The organism is Nostoc sp. LPT, from assembly GCF_017115165.1.
Classification (GTDB): Bacteria; Cyanobacteriota; Cyanobacteriia; order Cyanobacteriales; family Nostocaceae; genus Nostoc.
In genome coordinates this window covers 29348-54640 of sequence record NZ_JABXKF010000149.1, presented here as the reverse complement: position 1 = coordinate 54640, position 25293 = coordinate 29348, and the positions used below count along the sequence as shown (strand labels likewise).

Below are 25293 nucleotides of genomic sequence, written 5' to 3'. Positions count from 1 at the left end.
TCTTCTGTGATGAAATATTTCTATCGTCTTCTAATAAGCCTATCTGGGTGCTTAATATTTTTACTGGTGCATAGTGGACTTGGTTTATCGCCTAGTTTGGCAGCTGAAAAAGTTACCGTCAGGTACGGATTGTTTGAGCAATCGATCCCGGTGGCAGATATACGCAACTATGGCGAGACACAAAAGGTTTCTGCCGATCTGCAATCTTTCTTACATTACCTCAGCGCTAAAGACAAACAGAAGTTCCAAGAAGCCCTTCAGGTGAAAATGTCGCTTGATATTGTGGCTTTAGATAAGCTGATAAATACAGGAATGGGCAAGCAAATTTTATCTTTTGCTTCTGGTGCGATCGCCCGTCGCGATCAAGCTAGTATACAAGCGCTACGATCTGCCATTATCATCGGAGCAAAATCACCAGAAGGTCTAGGAATAGCCAGCTTTCTACAAGCCTATCCCAGCAATCAACTAGTTATTGACGTGTCAAAAATTCAGAAGCTAGTCGGCATGGCAAATTCCTCTTCTAGTTCTGCTGATGCACCACCGAAGGACAATGTAAGTTCTTCACCCTTAGGGAAAATTGCACTACAATATCAAACACTCGCCGCCCAGGATAAACAGTTCTCAGGTTGCTTATTTGGCGATTCTATTTCGGCTGGACTTGGCAATACCCTTGGGAGTGGTACTTTTAATTTTGGATTAAATGGTCTGAGTACAATCTCGTTACTAGAACAACTCAAAAGTTTAATTCCTACCAAGGTGAAATGCGAAAAAGCCATTATTGCCATAGGTGGAAATGATGCTTTGTATAAAATTAGTGATGAGTTATTTAACAAAAATCTCCAAGAGGCGATCGCACTTCTTCGCACAATGGGAACTAAAGAGATTTTTCTGATTCCGGCTTTTTATTCGACAGTGGCAGCAAGCTCAGATCCAACTGTAGCAGCCCCACTTGCTAGAGTTGAACAAATTAATGTTCTGATTAATCAAGTTGCTGAAACAGAAAAAGTGCCAGTTGCCGCAGCCGGACTAGCACCATTATATGAAAATAATGTTCTTAAAGAAAATTTGACCAGTGATGGCGACCATCTGAATGCAGAGGGTCTGAAAATTTATCGGCAAGCATTATTACAAATCCTGGGTAAGTAATACCATTTTGAATTTTGGATTTTGGATTGACTGAAAAATCTAGAATCTAAAATTCAAAATTAAATCGCTTCCGAAGCTAATATTTCTGCTGTATCACTGTTAGGCTTTCCAATTCAAAAACCGTGCATAAAGATAAGCTATACTTTCATCAAGAACCGTCCGCACACCTTCGCTAGAACCCCACCATTTGTTTGGATTATAATCTTGCGTTGTGGCAGCAATCACACCAACATTAATTTGAGGGGTAAGTATTTTTTTAAAAAGAAACCAACTCCTACGGGCATGAACGTCCAAGGAAAAAAGATTAATTGATTCTATCTTTAAATTTGAATTGGATAGCCAACGCTCAAATTCAGCAGCAGATGCATAACTACGATCCTTAACCACAAAAGGTGTCGGAACAGCTACTACTTTTTCTGCTTCTAAACCGAGTTTTATGAAAGTGTCAGCCGACACGTCTGCAAAGTTCTTGTATCCGGTAAGATAACTTCCTTTTCCTAATGTACCTCCAGTAGTAATTATTTGATGATAAGAACCGTTTTGAAATTCAGTCAAAGCTTCTTCTATAGCGTAATCTGGTAGCCATCCTTCAACAATTAATACTTCTGCTGATTGGATCGGGGAAGTTACAGCAAGAAATGAGTGTACATGAGTAATAGTGAAAAATATTAAGTAAACAATCAAAGTGATCGCAATCGCCCACCCTTGAGCCGTAAGTGTCCACATTTCTTGGCGTTTGATTAGTTTGATTTTGGGAAATTTTTGACACCGACGATTTTTTCTCCGCATTAACCCTTAGCTAAACGTTGTTCTTTCAAGTAAGTAAACACAGATTTATCTCCAATATCAGCAGGAATTGCTTGGACTGTCTTTCGCAGGGCAAACACTAAAAATAATATCGCCCAAGTTCCTAATAAAATGCTTTCTCCCTGAGTTGGTAAAATTCCTACCAAATGTCCTAACAACAGTAGCGGTACAATTGGGGTTAATACTTTGGTTTCCAGGCGATTGAAGCAAAAAGCCTCTTTAAAATAAATACCTGTCAAAGCTACGAAAATAAAACCAACTCCAAATAAGGTAATTGGCTGATTGTAAACAGCAAGAGCTAAAGGTTCACTACTAGTGATTGCCAGAATCACTGATGCGATACTACCAATCGCCCAAAAAACTTGCAACGTTCGGTGCAGTGATGCCATATAGATATGGATGGTAAATAAACTTACACCAAGAGCGAGACTAAAACAAGCATATAGAGGTGTCAGTAAAGTTACAACTGTTGGGTTATTGTTGAGTAAAATCAAAGCGCTGCCGATCGCAAAGCTCAGTGCTGCTACCATTAACCCAGCGCGATAGATCATTACGCCAGTGCGATCGCTCTGAGTAATTGTAAATTCCCCAAACTGACCTTGATAAACTTCTGATGCAGAGAGTGTTTGTGTAGTCATAGCTAAGAATATAATTATGATTTTCTAGTAGAGTACAACGGGAAATTGCTCAAGGGTTACTTTTATTATTATGAGCAATAAGGCGAACTTCATGTCACTATTCCTAAACTTACATCTTTTAGCAGTTACTTTCTGGAAATTTTTGTCGAATTGGCACTGCCTACGGTGAATGAAAATGCTTGTTTTTAAGTGGTGTGCAGTTGCCCAACCTCCGTTTTATATCTAGAATTTTCCCCTTTCTTTGCCTTTACCACAAATCACCAACAGGCACTTTGCAGCCTGGTATTTTTTCACTGTCTTAACTTTAGCAATATTCACTGGTCTGATTTTCTTAAAAAAACAAGACTTCTAACGCATCTTGTAAATTAATCTGTAATTGTGAGTGAGCATGTCCGCAATTAATGGCAATTTCTACCCAGCCATGACTGCCAACTAAAGCTATTATCTCTCCCACTTTGACCTGACTGTAAGTTTCACAGCCTGGTACACTCAATCCAGCAACTTGCACATACCAACTTTTGTTTTGCACGTAACTCGCTGGAATGTTACTCACTAGGTTGCCAAAGTGGTCAATATATTGAATGCAACCCACTACACCAGTTGTTGTCTGCTTGCAGTTGCCTATATCCAGCTTTACCAAACTTACTAGATCGATTTCTTGTCCTAGCTGTTTGAGTGGGACACCACTAGCAAGATTAGCTGCCACTGGTGCAAAGATATCTCTACCGTGAAAAGTCTTGCTTGGTTGAGGAGTTCGCCAATAATTAAGATTTGTAAGTTCGACAGCTGCGATCGCCAGACTTTGACTGAGTACGCCACTGAATATACCATTATCTGGCCCGACCAAAAACCCTTGAGCAAATTCTACTGCGATCGCCCGTCGCTTGCTTCCCACACCCGGATCTACTACTGCCAGATGCACTGTCCCAATTGGGAAATGGGCATAAGCATTCATCAGGCTGAACCTGGCTGCTTTGATGTCTTGCGGCGGAATTTGGTGGGTTAAGTCTACCACTGTCAGTCTGGGGTTGATTTGGGCTATGACTCCCTTGATTATGCCTACATAAACATCGCGATCGCCGAAATCGCTCAGTAAAGTCACGAGTGGTGGTTCATCTATCTGGTTATTAGACATATTTTGGTAAAATATATAAAAAATATATTTTCTGTAGCAACAGCTACAAAATGTGTGCTATGTTAAGAATAGAAGACATAAATTGAAAGATTAAACCAGGTAATCACTATGAATCAAAATAGACTACAAAGCATAAGCAAATCACGAGAAGCTCACAGAGCCAATATTCAAAGAAGCCTAGAGCATCGCTTGGAAATAGCTAGAGCAAAAGGCGACGAACAGCTAATTCGTCAACTGGAAGCTGAAATGAGGTATTCCAGCTAAATCAAGTTTTCATTGTTCATAGTTTTGTTGTGCAACCCGCTACGGCGGGTTTTTTTTGTTTTTAGGGAGTTTTCTGGCAGTTTCGCTCTAACAGCGTTTTGCAATTAATTGAATTATTCCATTCCTTACCCGCATTTCTCACAAGCAGTGCGATGCCTACAGCGGGCTACGCCTACGCTATTACCCAAACCTTTATTGAGCTTAGATTTTGAGCGTTTTAGACACTAGTATCCGCTCAATAAATCAGGGTAGTGGAAAAAAGAAAAAATTGAGCCGATACAATAATTTCACATTATATATAAAGGTAAAAAAACCTATAACACCCGAAGGCTGGGTTTTGCATACACAGGAAGGTAGAAAAGCTATGACACAGACAGCAACAATCACGGAAGCGATTATACCAGCTTAACCGATGCCCATACTCGCTTCGGTTTAGTCAGAATTGAAGACAAGTAGTTTTTCCCAGAGTGGTCTGAAGGCTTACCTAAAATTACTGAAGGTGAAAAAATATCCCTAAATGTACTTCGGCCAATAAATTCGATAATCTTGCTTATTTTGGCTCCAAGTTCAGCATTCATTCACCATTTTTTCAAACCTGCATCTGTAAATGTACTTTCAAATTTAATGGTTCCGTCCCCAACCCCTTCTCCCAATATTGGGAGAAGGGGAGTAAACTTCAAAGTCCCTCTCCCAAGTTTGGGAGAGAGAGGGATTTAGGGTGAGGGGTCTTGATTCATCATGCAAGAAGTCTAATCAATCAGTTGTGTTGATTGGTTTACAGTCCTATTGGCTATCAATTTCATCCCAAAGTCTGGTTTTTTATATGAGTATATCGATACTAGCTAGACCCCCATCATTGAAGACGTTGACTAAATCATCTCTCCCGTCTGCGTTAAAATTGCCGACTAGCCATTTTTGAGTATCCCCAAACCCCCCTTGGCCAGTTGCCCAGCGCAGGCTATCAAAACTCTCACCATTAGATAAGTGAGTATCGATACTAGCTAGACCCCCATCATTGAAGATGTTGACTAAATCATCTTTCCCATCTGCGTTAAAATCGCCGACTAGCCATTTTTGAGTATCCCAAAACCCACCTTGGCCAGTTGCCCAGCGCAGGCTATCAAAACTCTCACCATTAGATAAGTGAGTATCGATACTAGCTAGACCCCCATCATTGAAGATGTTGACTAAATCATCTTTCCCATCTGCGTTAAAATCGCCGACTAGCCATTTTTGAGTATCCCAAAACCCGCCTTGGCCAGTTGCCCATCGCTGGATATTAGGAAAGTTTAGAGTACCACTGATAAAGTACTGCCCCAAACTGCCGTAATCCGTGTAGCCAGTTAAAAGAGGATTTTCTTTTCCTATACCATCAATTTTGAGGTAATAATTTCCAGCAACGACATTTGTTGTAATACTTGCAGATAGTAAATCTGTTGGATTGGACGATGCAATTAAGGTACCAGCAGAATTGTATAGCTCTGCCAAAATGTCTAAGTTTGGCCCTCGACTAAAAGGATTCACTGTCAAGCTAATTAGACCAGTACCTGTGACAAAACTATAAAAATCTAAATCTGTATTGCGCTCAATGATGCCACTACCACTGATAGACGTACTAGAAATGGTTAGTGGCTTTGCTGTCGCAATTGTATCACCACAATCATCGGCTCGGTAGGTGAACCCATTTTGGGTTGTAATAATTTGCAAATCGTCCTCAGTATTGTTAGCAGAAGCATACTCGCCTTTACTCCACTGGACTAGCTCGTCGTAATACCCCGATCCCATGATCGGTCTCCAGCCAGTCTCTCCACTACCATGTCCATAGTAGTATTCCTCAGCGGGGGTTATTTGTCCATCATGCTCGAGTCCCAGCGTATGACCTACTTCATGAGAGATAGTATCAGCCGTATCATTCTCATCACCGAACACATTTTCATCAGCAAAAACAAAAGCAGGAGTATCACTATTCGAGTTGAAAGAACCAACACGGGCGACTCCCGCGGCTCCTTTACCATACCAATCGTAACTGCTACCGCCGATCGCAACACGCACCCCCCAGCGAGTATCATTACTGGCGCTCTTAATCAGATCGTTAATATCTGCTGGAGCCTGCGTTGTGACATTAACATTAAATGGGCTGAAATCCTCAGCGACACGCTGCCAGATATACTGAATTCTTTCAAGTTCAGCCGAGCTAAAGGATGCTGTATTGCCGTCGAAGTCGAAGGCAGGGGTGATAATGTTAGCCGGACGTTCACTTGTGTTCCAGGAAGTACCAGAGGTGATATTGCCGTCGAAATCTAAATAAATTGTCTGATTAGCTCCTAGTAAGCTGTTGAGGAAGAAAGTTTTAGACAGGTCTAAAGAAGCTGATACTGACATATAATTTCATCCTTAAAGGAAACTTCTATTAATTTCTCTGTATCAAGCAGATAACTTTACGTATTTTCCTAGGCAATCTTTACAAAAAGTTATAATCTGCTCTCACCGATACTGGAAATATTTGCATTTCATCTCGCAGGATGGTATCAACTAACTAACAAACTACTGTTGATATACCATAGCTAGTATTTCCTTTGCGTTCAAAAATGTTATAGCCTCGTTTACGAGTTAACTGTGCGTACTCTTGCTGAATTTGTTCTAGCGTTACTCCTTGTGGTGTGGAAAATTCAGTTAACGGAATTCCCCAATAAATACACTAGACCAAACGACAAATTCACTGTCTCCATGCTCTTTAATCACATAAGCATGAACGTCAAGTTTTGCAACATTCATTTGCTTTCCAAGTTGATATCTCAGTTTGGCAGTATCAAGAACAGTTCCCGAACTGAAAATTAAGTTTTCTGCTCTGGTGGAAGTAGCGATGTCTACGACGGGCTACGCCTACGCAATCCGCGTAAGTACATCTACTCTTCTTGCTAACGATAAGTACGATTGAATTCGGTGCAACTCGATCCAATTCTTTGAGCGTCAAACGTATAATCTGTGCATTGTCGCTCAATGTATCTAATTGGTAAGTAGAGATGTAGATAGTAGTCTTTGTATACTATATAGGGGGATAAAGACAGCGATCGCGTGGTATGGATGTAAGCAATGCAGCGCCTGATCGTAACCTTAAGTTGACACCAATGGGCACTGCTGTGCCCCTACACATCGTAATGTAATATTATACAGCAAATTTGTATAAAATCTCAGTAATACCAATTCTCTAAAATGCGCCACCAAATTTAAACCTCCAAACCCAGATTTAATGTGACTTTTTTAATTACAAATTACAAATTTAATACCTTTGCCAATTTACGTTTATCTTTTTTTGCACTCTTAACGGCTGATCGGGTCATTGATGAAGTCGATTTAGTAGAAGAGATAATGACTAAAGAATTTCAGAGTCTCGACCAAGTTAATTTTGAGTCTGAGTCAGAATTGGTAAGGTAATGACAAATTCAGTTCCCTCACCAAGTGTAGAATTCACAACCAGTGAACCGTTATGTTTTTCTACCACAATAGACTGAGCGATCGCCAGTCCTAAACCCGTACCTTTCCCGACTCCTTTTGTAGTAAAGAAATGGTCAAATATTCTTTCTTTGACTCCTTCACTTATTCCGTTACCATTATCAGCAATTGATATTTTTACGTTCTCATCTACCACTGAAGTTGTAATTATAATCTGGTTGGGATTATCCTTAATTTCTCTAAAACTCCGCCCAGAATTGGCTTCTTCTAATGCGTCAATAGCATTCGCCAGAATATTCATAAATACCTGATTTAATTGCCCAGAGAAACACTTGAATTCAGGTAAATTACCATACTCAGCTATCACTTCAATGGCTGGACGTTGTTCATTTGCTTTCAGGCGATGTTTGAGAATTAAAATTGTGCTATCAATGCCTTTATGGATATTAAAAGGTACTTTATAATCTTTATCTGCACGGGAGAAAGTGCGGAGACTGGTGCTGACATTTTTCAGGCGATCGCAGGCCATGACCATTCCATCAATCATTTTGGGCAAGTCTTTTAAGCTATAATCCAAGTCAATTTATTCAGCGTGGTCTTTAATGTCATCACCCGGTTTGATTAAACTTTCTTGATAGAGTTTCAGGTGTTCAATAATATCAGCAATCGTGGGTTTAGCTTGTTGGAGAGTAGCAGAAATAAAGCCCAAAGGATTATTCATCTCGTGAGCAACCCCAGCAACTAAATTACCCAATGCTGACATTTTTTCTGCCTGCACGAGTTGCGTTTGGGCTTGTTGCAAATCCAGCAGTGTGCGTTCGACCTGTTCTCGGGCTTCAGTAATGGCAGCAATTTGGGGCAGACTAGTCCAACAGGCGATCGCCACTCCCACGAAGGCAACCGTCACTAACAAAATGCTAAACAAGGCGACATGTTGCCCCACACCCACCTGATCTAAACCCGCCCTCACCCACCAGCCAATACTCACCGCACTGCACACTAAGCCAATTAAGATCATCACCTGAAATGCCAACCAATCTGTTTTGCTGGTATGGGGTTGCTGGTGATACCGTTGCATCCACCCATCGGGATGGAACAGGGAGACGTTCAAACGCGGTAATTGAGTGCCTGCTATGCTCACCAGCCCAGGCAGGAGCAATCCAATGGCTAAGTCCTGCCAGCCCCATGCCAATCCGCCCACTACCAAAACAATCGCTTCAATGCCAAAGAAACCCAGCGACCACCAGGGCCATCGGGCTGCTGGTCGCCGCCGACTGACCCACTCACCTAAGTGAATTGCCATCATCGAAGTCAGATAGCCAGTGCCCGTCACCATCACAACCCGTTCTACATCGCCCCACCCCAAGCAAATTAGACTCAGCCCCAGGGTAAAAATTAAGCTGGGTTCAAACACTCCCCGGCGAGACAACACGGCAAATACGGGCGGTAAGTAGCCATCTTTGGCTAACTGATACAAAATCCGGGGACAGTTAGAAACAGGGGTTGCAGAGCTAAGGAGACACCCTGACGTAATTAGAAAAGTGACAAGAGCGGGGGCGAATGCGCCCCAGAAGGGTTGGGCTGCTGCCACTAGATTGAGATAGGCGCTATCACCTAATCCGGGGGCTGTGGCTAACCGCATTAAAACCCATGAGCCACCGAGATAGACGATCGGAATCAATCCAGCAGTCACCTGCAAACACCGTAGGGTAAAGCTGGGTTGGAGGCTATCTGCCACAAATGAAGATGTCGTCTCGCAACCATAAACCGCATAGACGGCGATAAAGAACCATTTCATCCAATCGATCAGGGAAATGCCTGCTCCCAGATCGGGCAGCACCCCAGGGCTAGTGGGGGCAAAACTCAACCAACCAATGCCTTGGAGACAAAAGGTGAGAAGAAACCCGATCGCCGGAAATACAAAGAAAGAGTGCAAAATGCCTAGCGTGCGAGTTCCACTAAAGGCAACGATAAAGGGCAGAACTGTAAACCCGATTCTGAGTAGAGTCTCTGGACAGGTAATGCCCAGTGGAGTCAGATTCGCCTTGATTAAATCGGTCAGAATAATCGCATCCATAGGCGGAACAGAGACCCAGCCGAGCAGGTAGCCAATCGCCCCATAGCGAGCCAAGTTTGGCAATCGCTGGAGCAAGCGGGTCATATAGTTTGGGGTGCCTCCAGCGACCTCTGGGAAATATGTCCCTAACCGCTTAACTTGGAGGTTGAGCAATATGCCAATGATGGTTCCAGGCAACCACACGCAGAGCGCCTGCGGGCCTAGTGCAGCATGTATAGCAGGAGCCGTCCCTAACCATAAAAGCAAACCGCTAAAACCAAACCCCCAAGTTTCTTGTGAAGTGAGACTTCGGCGCAGGGGAGGCATTGAATTCGGTTGCTCATTCATAATTAGCACAGAAAAATAGGGAAAATAAAGACGTAAGCTCAGTCTTCCCTAAAATTCACCGATTGATTCATCTGCAATCGCAATAATTATTGAACTTGCGCCAGATTCTGTCAGTTCGCTCACTTTTAACCTGTAAGATTAAATTTACGCCTTACAAAGCTTGTAATCCAGGCGATTAAATTGATTCCATTGTTGTGCTGGATGATTCTTCTGGGCGCTAAATAAGTCCGACACGCAAATATCGGGACGACCGCAAGAAGATAAAGCTGAGGCATTAGAACAAGTGAAAGCTTTAGCAGAAGCTGGGAAAAGTCCTCAAGAGGGGGCAATGCAAAAGGCGGCGAAAACGGCTATTAAGATTTTAAAAGGGACAATTTCTAGTTTACCCAGTGCCACAAAGTTGGTTGAACAATGCAGCAATCTATTGTCGTTAATTTCAAATTTTTTGGGTTTAGGTTGATCCGCCCTTGATTCACTTTGACCTCTCTCCTAAGAGGAGAGAAGAGGAGAGAGGCTTTGAATCTTACTCCCCTTATAAGGGAAGGGGTTGGGGGTTAGGTTTCTTTGCAGTACGCTGGGCACAGATGCCGCTTCTCAAAGGTATTGGTAAAGGGATGTTTACGACTGGCTGCACCTACGCTCTTGTATTATGACCGAATAATTAGCAGAGCTTGAAATACCGCAATTAGTGAGTAATGTTGCAAAGTAGACCGCTCCCGTCATGAGTTAGACCGCTCCCATAAGTTCGGGAACTGCTCCCATAAGTTCGGGAACTGCTCCCATAAGTTTGGGAACTGCTCCCATAAGTTTGGGAACTGCTCCCGTAAGTTCGGGAGTTACTCCCATAAGTTCGGGAGCCACTCCCATAAGTTCAGGAGCTGCTCCCATAAGTTCGGGAGCCACTCCCATAAGTTCAGGAGCTGCTCCCATAAGTTCGGGAACTGCTCCCGTAAGTTGTGAGACTGCTACAGTTGCAATATTGATAACTACAGGTTAAGTATGGTGACACCAACTTCAATATTGCTGATGATAACTTAAGCATTCAAAGATGAGGGCGCACAGCTATGCGCTTCTACAGCGTATTGCATCCAAAATTTTTGTATTTTCCTTATTTTGCCAAAACCCGAAATATTGCACAGCAAACTTGTATAAAATCTCAGTAATACCAATTCTCTAAAATCCGTTACCAGATTCAAACCCCCAAATCCAGATTTAATCAAACTTTCTTAATTACGAATTACGAATTAGTCATTATGCCGCCAGACTACTCCGGTCAAAATCTGCGAGGTCGCTCTTTTAAAGGTCAAAACTTAACTGGGGCAAACTTTAGCAAAGCGGATATTCGAGGGGTAGACTTTACCAACGCTATTCTAAAACATGCTGACTTCTCCGGTCAAAATCTTCGAGGACGTTCTTTTAAAGGTCAAAACCTAACTGGAGCAAACTTTAGCAAAGCGGATATTCGAGGGGTAGACTTTACCAATGCTATTCTAAAAAATGCTGACTTTAGAGGTGCTATAGCTGGACAACAGACAAGTAGGATAATTTGGTTGTTTATAGGCTTATGGGTGCTGTCAGCATTATTAGGGTTGTTTTCAGTCGGCATTAGTTTGGTTGTAGGAGATATTTTTGGTGCCACAAATACTGAAAACCTCTTTATTGGGGTAGTTTACCTAATTGTATTTGCAGTCTTTTTTATTGTTACTATTCGCAAAGGTTTAACAGCAGGTTTAGGAGCCTTCGCATTTGCTGGAGCTTTTGTGGGAGGATTGGTCGGAGGCTTGGGAGGAGCCTTTATCAGAGCGTTCGGAGGAGCTTGTCTTGGAGCCTTTGTGGGAGCCTTTGCTGGAATCTTCATTGTAACTGAAGTCTTTGCCATTGCCTTTACTGTTGCCGTCACTGTCGCCGTTGCCGGAAGTTTTGCCGGAGCCTTCACCACCGCAGTCATCGTCGCCTTTGCTATCTTCACTGGCACTTACACCTCTGGCTTTGCCATCGACATCGAGACTTTTATCGGCGCCTTCGTCTTCATCCTGTTTTCTGCTTATATAGGCTGGCGTAGTTTAGCTGGAAATGAAAAAGACGCATGGCTTCGCTCATTGATCATTGCTTTTGCTACTACAGGTGGAACCAACTTTTATAGTGCTGATTTAACTGATGCTAATTTAATCGGTGCAACGCTCAAAAACACAGATTTGAGAATTACAAACTTAACACGCACTCTTTTTTATGAAGCTAAAAAACTTGACTTTGCCAGAGTTGATCACACAATATTAGTTAACCTATCTGTTCTAAATTTGTTGATAACTGGTAATGGTAGAGGAAAAACCTACGCTAGTGCTAACCTTAAAGGCGCAAATCTCATAGGCGCAGACTTGAAAGAAGCAAATCTAAAAGATGCTGATATTCGTGAAGCTACTTTCCAAGGAGGTTGTTTAGAGTGGGCAAATTTAACTCTCACTCAAGCTATAGGTACTAACTTCACTAGTGCTCAAATGACAGGTGCATGTGTGGAAGCATGGAATATTGAAAGTACAACCAAATTAGATAATGTAGATTGTCGCTTTATCTATCTTCTTGAACATCCAAAGCCGGGAACTGATGACCGCGAACGCCGTCCCAGCAGTGGCGACTTTCAACCAGGAGAATTTACCAAGCTGTTTGAAGAAGTTTTAAATACTGTTGATTTAATTTTCCGCAATGGCATAGACTGGAAAGCTTTTGTTAACGCCTTCCAAACAGTGCAAGACCAAAATGCAGACACAGAATTAGCTCTACAGAGTATTGAAAATAAAGGTGATGGCGTAGTAGTAGTTAAAGTTGGTGTACCTGATGGTGCTGATAAAGAAAAGATTCATAGTGATTTTACACAAAGTTATCAACTGGCATTGCAAGCTGTAGAAGAAAAATATAAAGCACAATTACAAGCTAAAGATGAGCAGATAGTCGTTTATCGCCAACAAAGTGGAGAGATGGCAGAGATTGTAAAATTATTAGCTAATAAGCCGATTAATGTTCAAGTTGATAATAAAGTAGAGAATAAAAATATGACTAACAGCAATGATGCCAGCCGCAATATTAATGTCGGCAGAGATTTTAATGCAACGGGAACAATTAATTTAGGTGAAATCAGTGGTGGAGTAACAAACACCATCAACCAGTTACCAGCATCTTCCGAACCTGATAAACTGGGAATTAAGGAATTGTTGACGCAATTGCAAGCAGCAATTGAGGCTGATACAAATTTACTGCAAGAAGATAAAGCTGAGGCATTAGAACAAGTGAAAGCCTTAGCTGAAGCGGGGAAAAGTCCTCAAGAAGGGGCGATGCAAAAGGCGGCGAAAACGGCTATAAAGATTTTAAAAGGGACAATTTCTAGTTTACCCAGTGCTGCAAAGTTGGTTGAACAATGCAGCAATCTATTGCCGTTGATTTCAAATTTTTTGGGTTTAGGTTGATCCGCCGGTGATTTAAATCGCGGGATAATATAGCGCTTCTTTGACCTCTCTCCAAACCTCTCTCCTAAGAGGAGAGAGGCTTTAAATCTTACTCCCCTTCCCTTATAGGGAAGGGGTTGGGGGTTAGGTCTCTATTGGACTCAACTGATAAATCGCACCCTTCGACCCCATTCAACTTAGAGATTAAGGTAAAATTATAAGTAAAAGTATTAAGAATTTTAAATAAACTAATCAATGTCCAGCATTTCTCTTGACAAAAGTAACTCTCATGTCGTCGTCATCGGTGCAGGAATAGGTGGACTGACTGCTGGAGCATTATTAGCTCATAAAGGTTACAGCGTCTTAATTTTGGATCAAGCTCTTGTACCAGGAGGCTGTGCTTCAACCTTTAAACGCCAGGGATTTACCTTTGATGTGGGAGCAACTCAGGTGGCGGGGTTGGAACCAGGGGGAATTCACCACCGGATTTTCTCAGAATTGTCAATAGATTTGCCACAAGCAACGCCTTGCGATCCTGCTTGTGCGGTGTATTTACCTGGGGAAACCACACCCATCAACGTTTGGCGCGACCAAGAGAAATGGCAAGAAGAACGACAAAAACAGTTTCCTGGTAGCGAACCGTTTTGGCAGTTGATGGCAACTTTATTTGATGCTAGTTGGCAATTTCAAGGACGCGATCCGGTACTACCGCCGCGTAATTTATGGGATTTGTGGCAGCTAATGCAAGCGGTGCGTCCGAGTACATTAATTACCGTACCCTTCACCTTATTTACGGTAGGAGATGCTTTACGGTTATGTGGATTGGGAAATGACCGACGACTGAGAACTTTTTTGGATTTGCAGCTGAAACTATACTCCCAGGTAGATGCAGACGAGACAGCATTACTTTATGCAGCCACAGCGTTGAGTGTATCCCAACTACCTCAAGGATTGTTTCACCTCCAGGGAAGTATGCAAGTACTAAGCGATCGCTTGGTACAATCCCTAGAGAGAGATGGCGGCAAACTATTGATGCGCCACACAGTAGAAAAAATCAAAGTAGAAAACGGTAAAGCCAATGCTGTAGTCATTAGAAATCAGAAAACTGGCGAAGTTTGGACAGAAGCAGCCGACCACATAGTTAGCAACGTCACCGTACAAAATTTGGTGCAGTTGTTAGGAGAACAAGTGCCATCTGGTTATAAAAACCGGGTGGAAAAACTGCCCCAAGCATCGGGTGCTTTTGTGGTCTATTTGGGTGTAGATGCCAGCGCGATTCCGCTTGGGTGTCCTCCGCACTTACAATTTCTGTATGATGTCAATGGCCCCATTGGCGAGAATAATTCCCTATTTGTTTCTGTCAGTCATCCTGGAGATGGTCGCGCCCCGGAGGGAAAAGCGACAATTATCGCTTCTTCATTTGTCGATCCTGCACCGTGGTGGCAGACTGATGATTATGAAGGACTAAAAGAAAAGTTTACCCAAGAAGCGATCGCTCGTCTTGCCCAATACTTTTATCTCAAACCAGAAACAATTATTTATCAAGAAGCCGCAACACCCCGCACCTTTGCCCATTTCACAGCCCGCGATCGCGGTATAGTTGGCGGTATTGGTCAAAGAATTCCTACCTTTGGCCCCTTTGGGTTTGCTAATCGTACACCAATCCAGAATTTGTGGTTAGTTGGTGACTCCACCCATCCAGGGGAAGGTACTGCTGGAGTAAGTTATTCGGCACTAACGGTAGTTAGGCAAATTGAAGCCTAAAGATTAGATAATACCAATTTGAAAAAAGAATGCAACAGATACATATTCTCAAACCTTTCTTCTGTCTGGCTTTCTTAATGCATGAATTTTGAATGCGTGAATTTTGAATTGGTATAAGCTTGTGCTATCCAGGCTTGCGTGCTGCGAATATCAAAAACAGAGGAATACGTTTTCGTCGCTCATAGGTTTGCAAGTCTTGAAAGTGTTCGCGTTGCGGACACGCTTCACGCAAATCCTCAACTTGTGCGATCCTTCGATACCAGTGTAGCTCGCCGCGCCGCGATCAAGGAGTTCTCGCCCAACTGCCGCATCGCCACACCCCAAATCGAGGATACGTTTACCAGTAATGGGTCGAATGAGATCCATCATCATTGGCTTTTCAAGGGTATCGTTCGGTCTATCTATACGTTGACGATGGCGTATGTAGGTTGTAAAAACCGCCTCATCATCATAGAAATTTGGGCCTGTCTGTTCCATACGTGCTGTTCCTTTGCAGTACGCTGATGACATCATTGGCATATTAGCAAATCAAGAATCAATAGAGGTTAGTACGGGGAGCAATTTAACTATAATTGAAAACTCTACCTTGATTTAAAGGTAAATCATACTTATAACCGATGGCAAACAGGACGCAAAACTGATGAAATAAGGTTAGTGTTGCAAATCTGGAGTAATGACAGACAGCATTTTAATTCTTGGAGGACGAGGGCGGATTGGTAGCAGTGTTGCCGAGGATCTAGCTACCCATACGCAAGCACAAATTACGATTACTGGACGTTCTGCGGAGTTTGGGGAAGCTGTAAACTTGTCTTCGGGGGGACAAGTGCAGTTTTTGATATTAGACTTGGCAGAAATTGACAAGCTGCGAGATGCGATCGCAAACTCTAACTTAGTCATTCACTGTGCTGGGCCATTTCACTATCGAGATACTAATGTTCTTGAAACCTGTATTGCTGAAGGCGTTAATTATCTAGATGTTAGCGACCACCGTTCTTATACCAGCAAAGCTCTTAATTATCATGAACAAGCTGCTGCTGCTGGTGTGACGGCAATTATTAATACTGGCATTTTTCCTGGTATTTCTAACAGCATGGTACGCCAGGGAGTTGAACAATTTGATAAACCCGAAAAGATCCATTTAAGTTATTTAGTTTCTGGTTCGGGTGGTGCTGGCATTACAGTCATGCGGACAACTTTTCTGGGGTTACAGTATCCTTTTGAGACATGGATAGATGGAAAATGGGAAATAGTCAAGCCTTATAGTGAAAGAGAAGTAGTTGAGTTTCCACCTCCCTATGGAAGCACCGGAGTTTACTGGTTTGATATGCCAGAAACCTTTACACTGCCCAAAGCCTTCCCATCAGTAAAAACTGTAATTACTAAGTTTGGCTCTGTTCCCGATTTTTACAATCACCTAACTTGGATTGCGGCACACGTTTTTCCCAAGTGGTTAATGCAGCGTCGTTACATGATTGAATTTCTGTCTCATGTCAGCCATTCAATGACAGATGTAACTAATAATTTTAGTGGAATTGGAGTAGCAGTTCGTTCTGAGGTTACAGGGCAGAAAAATGGTGAAACAGCCGTTTATTGTTCAACTGTAGTGCATGAAAATACAGCTGTGGCTTCTGGTTATGGCACAGGTAGTATCGCCCAATTATTGCTAGAAGGTAAACTCAAAAAACCCGGAGTTTTTCCTGTAGAAGAAGCATTACCAACAAATTTATTTGAAGAGGTAATGCAAAGCCGAGGAATTAAGATTAATCACAGTTGGTCATAAGTGTCTATCCGATAAGAAAGTAAAAATATCATTTTACTTAAGTAGATTAAGCTATTAGTCCAGAACTTGAGTCCTGAATGGTGTGTTAGTAAGCACAACAATTTATGACTATAACAATTCTCATTTTAAAGAGGTACACGGGTAAGATTACACAACTTTGTGCTACTCTAAATCATTTGTGAACCACAAGATCCCCGACTTCTCTAAGAAGTCGAGGATTTTAGTCTTGTAAATAAGATTACTTAACAACTAAAAATTAATATACCTTGAGGTAGAAGAAAGAACTGTACCTAAACACTTAGGATGCCTGTGAGCCTAAGATATTTAATCTATTTTCTACCTAAAAAGGCTCATAACAAAAGATTAGGAGATTTTTTTCATGCAAAAAATTCTATTAAGTTTAAAACAAGCATTACGTTCAAGTTTTTTGGTTCTTAGCTTGATGGTTTTCATCAGCTTCACAGGTTCCTTCATTTTTGTTCAGCAAACTAGTTATGCAACTACTCTTGAAGAATTAAAGCTAATACCGCCAGAGTATAAACCAAATTCTCAAGAAAAAATTAATCGTGCTAACGAATACGATCCAGGTGTTGGCATTCAAGAAGAAAACCGAGAAGAAGCTTATGAGCAAGCAATAAAAGATTCAAAAAACCTTGATACTATAGAGAAGACTTACGAAAGAAATTTAAAGGCTGAACAAGAACAAAATCCTCCAGAAAGTTTTGGCGAAAAAGCGAAAGAAGTTATTGAAAAAGTAACAGGTAAATAGGGAATATAAACCGAAACCCTTTCTTACAAAGAAATCTGAATTTAATACTCAAAGCGCCTCTTTGGTTTGAAGCAAGTTCAGAAAATTAAATTGTAGCGACTGTCATGAAAGTCGCTACATACAAAAAATGTTTTTACTCAAATTCATCTATTGTGGTGGGAGGAGTAGTCTTTTTCTTGTTAGCAAAATTGCGCTCATACCACTTCATTAATGGAGTTGTACTAATTCCATGCACAATTACCGAAACTACAATAGTAGTGTAAGTTATCCAAGCAATTTCTTCGGCTGCTTCACCTTTCAAGCCATGACCAAAGGCATAGGCTAGATAATATAAAGAACCAACTCCGCGAATACCGAACCATCCAAATAACCACCGAGTTGCTGGGTGGAAGCTTTGGCGGCGTGAATCTAGAGGACGTTTTCCTATTGTGCTAATCCAAACTCCCAAAGGTCTGATGATCAAGAATAACAAAATTATCACTAACAAAGATTGCATACCATAATTAAGCATTGGTTTCAATAATAATATTGAACCTAATAGTAAAATTGTCCCAACTTCCAGCAGCTTTTCAATTTGCTCAACAAATTCCAATTGTGCTAGCGGTTTTTCAGGATTTCTGTAACTGCGTTGCACAACTAACCCAGCAACAAATACTCCTAGAAATCCATAACCATTAACCATTTCTGTTAAGGAATAAGTTAATAGAATTGTGCTGATAGCAATAAAATCTTCCATTAACTCATCGGCAGCACGGCGTTTTTGAACTTTTTTTTCAATCCAAACGATAGATTTGGCAACAACAATCCCCATAATAGTGCCAACTGCGATCGCCCATATTAAATCAACTGTAATCCACTGTTGAAACCAGTTACCCCAGTTGTCATCTTCTAAAGCATGAATGCCAAAATAAACGAAGGGAAAAGCTAAAGCATCATTTAACCCACCTTCAGAAGTTAAACCAAATCTCAACTCATCTTGGTCATTTGTATCGGTCAATTGTACTTCTGATGCTAATACTGGATCAGTAGGTGCGAGAATTGCTCCTAATAAAATTGCTTCTCCCCAATTCATCCCTAAAAACAATTTACCCACAACAGCCAGAGCAAAAATTGAAATTGGCATCAGAAATACAATCAATCGCACTGTAATATCCCAAACCCCCAACTTTAGAGGTCGAACAATTCTTAAGCCGCAGCTAAACACAGAAATAATTACTACAAGTTCTGTTATTTTCTCCAGCAGTTGGGTGTTAAAAACGTCATCTCGACGTAATTGAATCAGCCCAAAGCCATAAGGGCCTAGAAAAATACCAACCACTAGGTAGATAATGGCAAAAGAAAGGGGTAAGCGAGTAATCCAACCTGACCCTAAAGTTACCATCAGCAAAAGTAGACCAATCACAAATAGGTCAATAATATAGATATCTACCATATAGCGATTTACATAAATATAAGGTGTTGCTTTGTAAGCTTAGTTGCAATAGCTTTGTATTAGAATTTACCTATGGGCAGATTTTCTGGGATTAGGGACCAAATTGGAGATGAAGGGAATAGATAAATTTGGTGTTGGTTTTGCCCCTACCCGTGTACTTGATTTACCTGAAATCCGCTGTAGCTAATTAGTCGGACATGATATATAGCCGTAGTCACATAGGTTAAAACATTTTGAAAGCGTGAAAGCTAGGAATAGTAATAGTTTTACCTCCTGCCTACTGCTATATTTCCTACTTTCTGACTCAGATATCGCCCAATTTAGTACAAATATACTATAATAAGTATAGCGTTCACAAAGCCTAGCCAAATGCATAATGGCTCTGTGAAAACCTTCTGGAAGATGGATTCAAGGGTTAGTTCGATGATGAAGCATTATATTCTCAACCTCAATCCGACTGCCAAGCATGAATGGGATCGGTGTATTTTACGTGACCCGCTGACTGCCAAACGCCCAGACATTGCTAAACTAATTGCCGAAGCAGTTGGTGCTGATACAGGTAGTTATTTGGTCAGCGTGAATATTGAAGTTCAAGTTTTGCAGCAAGCGGCAGTACCTCAAGCCGAACAACTCTCGCTTTCATTTCCAGAGGTGAGTGTGCCCTCACAACCACAACTGCGGGAAGCAGCTTGAGCTACAGTGCAGAATTTAGCAGAAAATAATAAGCCTGCATAAACAGGCTTACTTTGTTAGCCGCAGACTTCAGTCTGACGGCTAAATAAGTCATCAGTATATGAGCGGACTTAATCTTAAAAGATAAAATTAATGGTGTTATTCAAAAGACATCTTCAGAAATTAATAATGATCTACATTCATTTTCACTCATATCTATAAAGCTAATTTGAAAAAATTAAAAAATTTGCTGGTACACAGTATATATAAAAATGAATGAGGTTTCAATTTCAAACTTTTTGAGAGTTGATTTGAACTTGATTTCCGCTAAAATTTAGGAAAATGACTCTAAATAATTAGTGGAAAAAAATTGCCATACTTGCACTTCAGACATCGCTTTTTCTCCCCTAATTTAGTATATTTGGACTATAATATATATATAGCTTCCACCAAGCTGAGTTAAGTGTAAAACTGCTCTGTGACAGCCTTTTGGTAAATGGATTCAAGGGTTGGTCTTATACTTAAACACTACATTATTGACCTTAGAGGAAAATTATTAAATGATGCAACTGAGTCATTATCCAGCTGCGATCGCACAAGCTGCTCAACGGGCTAATGAAATAGACTCTCAGTTGATGGCAGTGCAGCACCAAGTTAACCGATTTGAAGGCAATGCAGACCGCACCGCCGCCTTTGAGATGGATTTGAAAAATGATGCTCAACGCAAGGCTCGCCGCTTTGAGGTGCTGCTTGTAAATCAGGAATATCAAAAAGCAATAGACATTCAAATTCGACTAACTGTCGATAAAGCAAATGCCATCGCTCATTTGGAATATCTGCGTAACCAGTTTAGTGTAGCTAAGTTGGAAGCAAGATTAGCGATCGCTCAACAACTCTCTGATTTTGAATCTCGCGAATTAGTTGGTTTATAGTCACACCCATGAATCTCTAAATTCAACTCCCGATCTTTAAACACATCTGTCAAATCTCTTACTTGGTAACTATCATGCCTCGGAATCAACTCCGAGGCTAAGTCAAAGTATTAAGTTGCAGTTATGTATACAGGGGTGTTGTATCAGTATAGAGTCTAACCGAAGTTACTAAGCCTGTTTCGTGGCGATCGGTAATAGCTACCGCCCTAACTGTTATGACCTTTTGATCGTTGCGTTTGTAATGATTTAAGGCTTCAAGGACAAAAGACGATTCGGTTCCGTAAATATTCAGTAAGTCGTGAGTCAAGGTATCGAAGGTAATCCAGTACTCAGAAAGACTTTGTAAAATGGCAGTCTTACCCTGAATAGGGGGATTATTGTTAGATTGCATAACACAATCATCTGCCAGAAATGTGCCGTAAACTTCTATATTTTTAGTATCAATAGCCTGCAAGTAGGTGAGATACCACTCGTAGGTCTTGGGTGAAAGCTGGTTAATTGTAAGCCTATCGGTTTTCATGAGTCACTTATCCTTGCTACCTAATGAATTAAGCGGATGATCTCACGAGCGACTCCTAACACTTAAACTTTGGAGTCTAGATTACATATTCATGAAGTTCTTAACTAATTACTATTAAATTTACTTACTAATAGTTTAGTATTGAACCGTAGTCTAATTAGACAACTGCTAAAGAAACTAAGTTACCTTTGTAGCCACTAATCTCAATTACGGCATCGGTGAGGGCAGAGAATCCATTAGTGTTATCGTTGAGTGCCAGAAAAGTCTGTCCCTTATTGCCTGTACCAAGGGTAAAAGTTGCTGCACCTTTAGCCACAAAAGCAGTTGCACTCAATATCTGCTGTACATCGAAAAGATTTAGACTAGCAACAGTGCCAAGTTGAACTAAATTAGCAGCGTTAACTGCATACAGCCCATCAATTTTATCTTCACCGATTTTCAAATCAGTAATTCTATCAAAGCCAGACAGCAGCGAATCACTCAGACTGTTGAACACAAATTTATCAGCGCCACAACCGCCTGTGAGGGTATCACGCCCAGCGCCACCGTTAAGGATGTCATTACCATGACCACCAACTAGTTTGTCATTTCCGGCTAATCCAAGCAGTTTATCATTACCAGCCGTACCAGTAAGCGTGTCTGCACCATTGCCACTATTTAAGGTTTGGTTTGGCACAGTTCCTTGTGTGGTGGTCTTGCTGAGAAGTTGACCATTGGCATCATACAGATAAGTGGCAACTGCATCAGTAGTGCCATCACTGTTGCTGTCAATATCTGCGGTAGTTAGTTTGCCATTGGCATCGTAGTTGTAAGTGGTAATTTCTTCAGCGATGCCATCATTATTCAGGTCAGCTAGCTGTGCAGCTAGTCTGTTGTTATCGTCGTAACTTAAGGCAGTCACTTGATCAAAGATACCATCATTATTGTTGTCAATCTTCTGTGAAATCAGCTTGCCGCTCAAATCGTAGCTGTAGATGCCAACTGCATCAGTTACACTATCGTTGTTGAAGTCATAGCTGGCGGATGCGCGTCCATTAGTATAGGTTTGGATATAATTGTCAATGTTAAAGGATGTCAACTTGCCGTTGGCATCATAAGTATAGGTTTCGACATAATCAACTATGCCATCGTTGTTGCTGTCACGGCTGGTGGATGTCTGGTTCCCTTTGGCATCATAAGTAAAGGTTTCGACATAATCAACTATGCCGTCGCCATTGTCGTCACGGCTAGAGGATGTCAACTTGCCGTTGGCATCATAAGTAGAGGTTGAGACTTCATCAACTATGCCATCGTTGTTACTATCACGGCTAGAGGATGTCAACTTGCCGTTGGCATCATAAGTAAAGGTTGAGACCTCATCAACTATGCCATCGTTGTTGCTATCACGGCTAAAGGATGTCTGGTTGCCGTTGGCATCATAAGTATAGGTTTCGACCTCATGAATTATGCCATCGTCATAGTCACGGCTAGAGGATGTCAACTTGCCGTTGGCATCATAAGTAGAGATTGAGACTCTATCAACTATGCCATCGTTGTTGCTATCACGGCTAGAGGATGTCTGGTTGCCGTTGGCATCATAAGTAAAGGTTGAGACATCATCAACTATGCCGTCGTTATTGTTGTCACTGCTAGAGGATGTCTGGTTGCCGTTGGCATCATAAGTAAAGGTTGAGACATCATCAACTATGCCATCGCCATTATTGTCACGGCTAGAGGATATTAACTTGCCGTTGGCATCATAAGTATAGGTTTCCACCTCATCAACTATGCCATCGCCATTATTGTCACGGCTAGAGGATATTAACTTGCCGTTGGCATCATAAGTATAGGTTGAGACATCATCAACTTTGCCGTCACCATTATTGTCACTGCTATAAAATGTCTGGTTGCCGTTGGCATCATAAGTAGAGGTTGAGACATCATCAGCTTTGCCGTCACCATTGTAGTCTTGGCTATAAAATGTCTGGTTGCCGTTGGCATCATAAGTAGAGGTTTGGACAGAATCAGCTATGCCGTCGCCATTGTCGTCACGGCTAAAGGATGTCCGGTTGCCGTTGGCATCATAAGTAGAGGTTTCGGCATAATCAACTTTGCCATTGTTCTTGTTATTACTGCTATAGGATGTCTCGTTGCCGTTGGCATCATAAGTATAGGTTAAGACACTATCAACTATGCCGTCGTTGTTGTAGTCAATGCTAGAGGATGTCCGGTTATAGCGGTAGGTAATAACTGAGTCTATTATCCCATCACTGTTGTTGTCTATCTTCTCAGATATCACATTGCCAGCAGCATCGTAAGTGTAAGTTGTAGTTGAGGTCATAATATTTGTGTTCCTTATCTGTTTGATTCGGTGTTGTGTCAGGGCAAACGCATCATGTCAACAAAAGGATTTTATTCTCAATCGGCTCCAAAATAGTCGCATTAATCCCCGCTTATTGACACAAATTTAGCGTCACCGAACAGCCCGTCGTGGATATCGCTTTGAGTCTTGGAAACTAAACCAAACGATAAATGCTGATTTTGTCGTTGGTTCTTAACCTTGGTTGCGATCAAGAGTAGTTTAGATGCGTTTGCGCTGAGTGTTGTGTATTGCGATGTGTTTTCATAATACAGCGCTATGGTCGGCAAAATCTTTTTATCTACCAAATGTGGGTAGTTGAAAGTCGCAGGAGATTGTTAAATGTATTTCTGTTGTATCATTTATAGAAATCACAATATAAGATGGAGTTTTTTCTAGTCAGTGTTCTAAATTACACTATTTATATGATATAGAGTATTGCTAAATACAGCAACTTGGTGTAAACATTCACACACTAAGGCAAAGTTTCTAAATTCGATTCGCTGCAAACTTGTACAAGGCTGTACTAATTTTTAATATTATTATGCCCGTCTAATTGTCAATCACAAAAGCACCCCTTTGCAAGCGAGGAAGAAAACAAAAGCTATGCTTTAGCTGGGTGGGGTTAGCACGGGTATTATGTCTATTTAAGCGGACATGATATTAAACAGCAGTTGGGCAATTTGCTGATTAATAACTGCAACATTAAAACGCTCACTAGCAGTAATCCTGGCATTCTTAGCTATAGTTGCAGTTATTTCCGTCTCCTGTAAACAAGTGCTAATTACTTGTGCAAGTTCCTGGGGTTTTCCTGGTGTGACTAGAAAACCATTAAATCCATGTTCTACTAATTCCATTACACCCCCGGCTTTTGCTGCAACTACAGGTTTTTCACATAGCATAGCCTCTACAATCACTCTACCAAAGGGTTCTGGTGAAGTAGAGGTATGTGCCACCAAGTTACAAACTGCCATTAACTGAGGAATATCAGAACGAAATCCTAAAAATTTGACGCGGTTTTCTAGTCCTAGTTGACTAACTTGTTGGTGTAACTTTTGGACATAATCTTGTTCGCCAAATAGTGCATCACCCACTAAAATTGCTATCACTTCTGGCGGACACTTAGCAAGGGCATCAATTAAAATATGCTGCCCTTTCCAAGGTGCAAGACGGCTAAAGTGTCCAACGACAAATTTTCCTTTTAATCCTAACTGTTGTTGTAATTGATTAATGTCAGATTCATCAGTTTGATAAATTTTTGGATTAAAGCCGTTATAAACAACTTTGATGATATCTGAGCGCCCTCCTGCTTGCACAAAGGCTGTTTTACTAGCTTGAGAATTCGCAATTACTAATGATGCAAAACGATTAGCTAAGTTAATAGCAATGCGAAGATTAGTTTGGCTAAAATGTTCTTTGGAAAGAATATCGTGTAAATGATAAACTAAAGGGCGATGACTGAAAAAACTTGCCAATGCTCCGACAACTAATGCTTTTTGGGTGTTGGCGTAGATTAAATCGTATTCACGTGCTTTTTTAACTACCTTACTAATCAAAGGTACAAGTTGTCCAAGACTTTTGAATCCTTGTACCAAACTACTTTCTTTGTGAACTTGGATGGCTTGAGTTGTGAAAACTTCTACTGGAATATGATTTTGCTGTAATAAATGTTTAAATGAGCCATCTGCAAATAAACCTACTAAAGCGCGATCGCCATAAGGTTTAGCAATATCTATTAAACATAATTCCGCACCGCCTGGTTTACCGCTTTGGTCTAGAAAAAAAATTCTCATTAAACCTCT

21 protein-coding genes and 2 pseudogenes are annotated in these 25293 nt (G+C 41.3%); 10 read left to right on the top strand and 13 right to left on the bottom strand.

Annotated elements, in window-relative coordinates:
* Nucleotides 1–66 precede the first annotated feature (66 nt).
* Entirely contained in the window at nt 67–1146 is a 1080-nt protein-coding gene (locus HWQ58_RS29095; protein WP_292870851.1) for an alpha/beta hydrolase, read from the top strand.
* Nucleotides 1147–1245: 99 nt separating this feature from the next.
* On the opposite strand, the gene HWQ58_RS29090 is transcribed toward HWQ58_RS29095, so the two are convergent.
* The 3 genes from HWQ58_RS29090 to HWQ58_RS29080 all read right to left on the bottom strand — a co-directional run bounded on the left by HWQ58_RS29090 (nt 1246) and on the right by HWQ58_RS29080 (nt 3726).
* Entirely contained in the window at nt 1246–1935 is a 690-nt protein-coding gene (locus HWQ58_RS29090) for an ElyC/SanA/YdcF family protein (protein ID WP_292870850.1), read from the bottom strand.
* Nucleotides 1935–2591: a DUF2301 domain-containing membrane protein gene (locus HWQ58_RS29085; RefSeq protein WP_292870849.1), complete on the bottom strand. Its 657-nt coding sequence runs from the start codon at nt 2589–2591 to the stop codon at nt 1935–1937. The genes HWQ58_RS29090 and HWQ58_RS29085 overlap by 1 nt, the downstream gene beginning before the upstream one ends.
* Before the next feature lie 331 nt (nt 2592–2922).
* The gene (locus HWQ58_RS29080; RefSeq protein ID WP_292870848.1) at nt 2923–3726 is read right to left on the bottom strand and encodes an SAM-dependent chlorinase/fluorinase; all 804 of its coding nucleotides are present in this window, start codon (nt 3724–3726) and stop codon (nt 2923–2925) included.
* Nucleotides 3727–3834: 108 nt separating this feature from the next.
* Here HWQ58_RS29080 and HWQ58_RS29075 point away from each other — a divergent pair, with 108 nt between their 5' ends.
* Nucleotides 3835–3990 (top strand): hypothetical protein, encoded by a 156-nt coding sequence (locus tag HWQ58_RS29075; RefSeq protein WP_199784718.1) that lies wholly within the window; start codon nt 3835–3837, stop codon nt 3988–3990.
* Nucleotides 3991–4809: 819 nt separating this feature from the next.
* Here the strand turns inward: HWQ58_RS29075 and HWQ58_RS29070 are convergent.
* Both HWQ58_RS29070 and HWQ58_RS38595 read right to left on the bottom strand, forming a co-directional pair.
* Entirely contained in the window at nt 4810–6372 is a 1563-nt protein-coding gene (locus tag HWQ58_RS29070; protein WP_292870846.1) for a zinc-dependent metalloprotease family protein, read from the bottom strand.
* Nucleotides 6373–6663: 291 nt separating this feature from the next.
* Nucleotides 6664–6765 (bottom strand): hypothetical protein, encoded by a 102-nt coding sequence (locus HWQ58_RS38595; RefSeq protein WP_366838823.1) that lies wholly within the window; start codon nt 6763–6765, stop codon nt 6664–6666.
* A 25-nt stretch (nt 6766–6790) separates the two neighbouring features.
* On the opposite strand from HWQ58_RS38595, the gene HWQ58_RS29065 reads away from it, so the two are divergent.
* On the top strand, nt 6791–6928 hold the full coding sequence (locus HWQ58_RS29065) for a hypothetical protein (RefSeq protein ID WP_292870844.1): 138 nt from the start codon (nt 6791–6793) through the stop codon (nt 6926–6928).
* Nucleotides 6929–7390: 462 nt separating this feature from the next.
* Here the strand turns inward: HWQ58_RS29065 and HWQ58_RS29060 are convergent.
* Together HWQ58_RS29060 and HWQ58_RS29055 are read right to left on the bottom strand one after the other, a co-directional pair.
* Nucleotides 7391–8290: pseudogene (locus tag HWQ58_RS29060) on the bottom strand (ATP-binding protein); the annotation flags it as partial.
* Nucleotides 8291–8818: 528 nt separating this feature from the next.
* Nucleotides 8819–9826, bottom strand: a pseudogene (locus tag HWQ58_RS29055) (PAS domain-containing sensor histidine kinase); the annotation flags it as partial.
* A 304-nt stretch (nt 9827–10130) separates the two neighbouring features.
* On the opposite strand from HWQ58_RS29055, the gene HWQ58_RS29050 reads away from it, so the two are divergent.
* Entirely contained in the window at nt 10131–10307 is a 177-nt protein-coding gene (locus HWQ58_RS29050) for a hypothetical protein (RefSeq protein ID WP_292870842.1), read from the top strand.
* A 266-nt stretch (nt 10308–10573) separates the two neighbouring features.
* On the opposite strand, the gene HWQ58_RS29045 is transcribed toward HWQ58_RS29050, so the two are convergent.
* Nucleotides 10574–10777: a hypothetical protein gene (locus tag HWQ58_RS29045; RefSeq protein WP_292870840.1), complete on the bottom strand. Its 204-nt coding sequence runs from the start codon at nt 10775–10777 to the stop codon at nt 10574–10576.
* A 323-nt stretch (nt 10778–11100) separates the two neighbouring features.
* On the opposite strand from HWQ58_RS29045, the gene HWQ58_RS29040 reads away from it, so the two are divergent.
* Nucleotides 11101–13305 carry a pentapeptide repeat-containing protein gene (locus HWQ58_RS29040; protein ID WP_292870838.1) on the top strand — a complete coding sequence of 735 codons (2205 nt, stop codon included), beginning with the start codon at nt 11101–11103 and terminating at the stop codon, nt 13303–13305.
* 234 nt (nt 13306–13539) lie between these two features.
* Nucleotides 13540–15048 (top strand): C-3',4' desaturase CrtD, encoded by a 1509-nt coding sequence (crtD, locus tag HWQ58_RS29035; protein WP_292870836.1) that lies wholly within the window; start codon nt 13540–13542, stop codon nt 15046–15048.
* Nucleotides 15049–15198: 150 nt separating this feature from the next.
* On the opposite strand, the gene HWQ58_RS29030 is transcribed toward crtD, so the two are convergent.
* Nucleotides 15199–15525 carry a class I SAM-dependent methyltransferase gene (locus HWQ58_RS29030; RefSeq protein WP_292870834.1) on the bottom strand — a complete coding sequence of 109 codons (327 nt, stop codon included), beginning with the start codon at nt 15523–15525 and terminating at the stop codon, nt 15199–15201.
* A 196-nt stretch (nt 15526–15721) separates the two neighbouring features.
* Here HWQ58_RS29030 and HWQ58_RS29025 point away from each other — a divergent pair, with 196 nt between their 5' ends.
* Nucleotides 15722–16828 (top strand): saccharopine dehydrogenase NADP-binding domain-containing protein, encoded by a 1107-nt coding sequence (locus tag HWQ58_RS29025; RefSeq protein WP_292870832.1) that lies wholly within the window; start codon nt 15722–15724, stop codon nt 16826–16828.
* A gap of 379 nt (nt 16829–17207) precedes the next feature.
* Nucleotides 17208–17597, top strand: a complete 390-nt coding sequence (locus tag HWQ58_RS29020) for a hypothetical protein (RefSeq protein WP_292870830.1) — start codon at nt 17208–17210, stop codon at nt 17595–17597.
* Nucleotides 17598–17730: 133 nt separating this feature from the next.
* Here HWQ58_RS29020 and HWQ58_RS29015 read toward each other — a convergent pair whose 3' ends face one another.
* On the bottom strand, nt 17731–19029 hold the full coding sequence (locus HWQ58_RS29015) for a sodium:proton antiporter (RefSeq protein WP_292870828.1): 1299 nt from the start codon (nt 19027–19029) through the stop codon (nt 17731–17733).
* 423 nt (nt 19030–19452) lie between these two features.
* On the opposite strand from HWQ58_RS29015, the gene HWQ58_RS29010 reads away from it, so the two are divergent.
* Together HWQ58_RS29010 and HWQ58_RS29005 are read left to right on the top strand one after the other, a co-directional pair.
* Entirely contained in the window at nt 19453–19722 is a 270-nt protein-coding gene (locus HWQ58_RS29010; RefSeq protein WP_069069307.1) for a hypothetical protein, read from the top strand.
* Between the two features lie 539 nt (nt 19723–20261).
* Nucleotides 20262–20633, top strand: a complete 372-nt coding sequence (locus HWQ58_RS29005; RefSeq protein ID WP_292781831.1) for a hypothetical protein — start codon at nt 20262–20264, stop codon at nt 20631–20633.
* Between the two features lie 121 nt (nt 20634–20754).
* Here HWQ58_RS29005 and HWQ58_RS29000 read toward each other — a convergent pair whose 3' ends face one another.
* From HWQ58_RS29000 to HWQ58_RS28990, 3 genes are all read right to left on the bottom strand, one after another.
* Nucleotides 20755–21153, bottom strand: coding sequence for a nuclear transport factor 2 family protein (locus HWQ58_RS29000; protein ID WP_292870826.1), 399 nt, complete (start codon nt 21151–21153; stop codon nt 20755–20757).
* A 157-nt stretch (nt 21154–21310) separates the two neighbouring features.
* Complete coding sequence (locus HWQ58_RS28995) at nt 21311–23473, bottom strand: bluetail domain-containing putative surface protein (RefSeq protein ID WP_292870824.1); 2163 nt, start codon at nt 23471–23473, stop codon at nt 21311–21313.
* Between the two features lie 665 nt (nt 23474–24138).
* Nucleotides 24139–25284 carry a glycosyltransferase family 4 protein gene (locus HWQ58_RS28990; RefSeq protein ID WP_292870822.1) on the bottom strand — a complete coding sequence of 382 codons (1146 nt, stop codon included), beginning with the start codon at nt 25282–25284 and terminating at the stop codon, nt 24139–24141.
* Between the last annotated feature and the right edge of the window lie 9 nt (nt 25285–25293).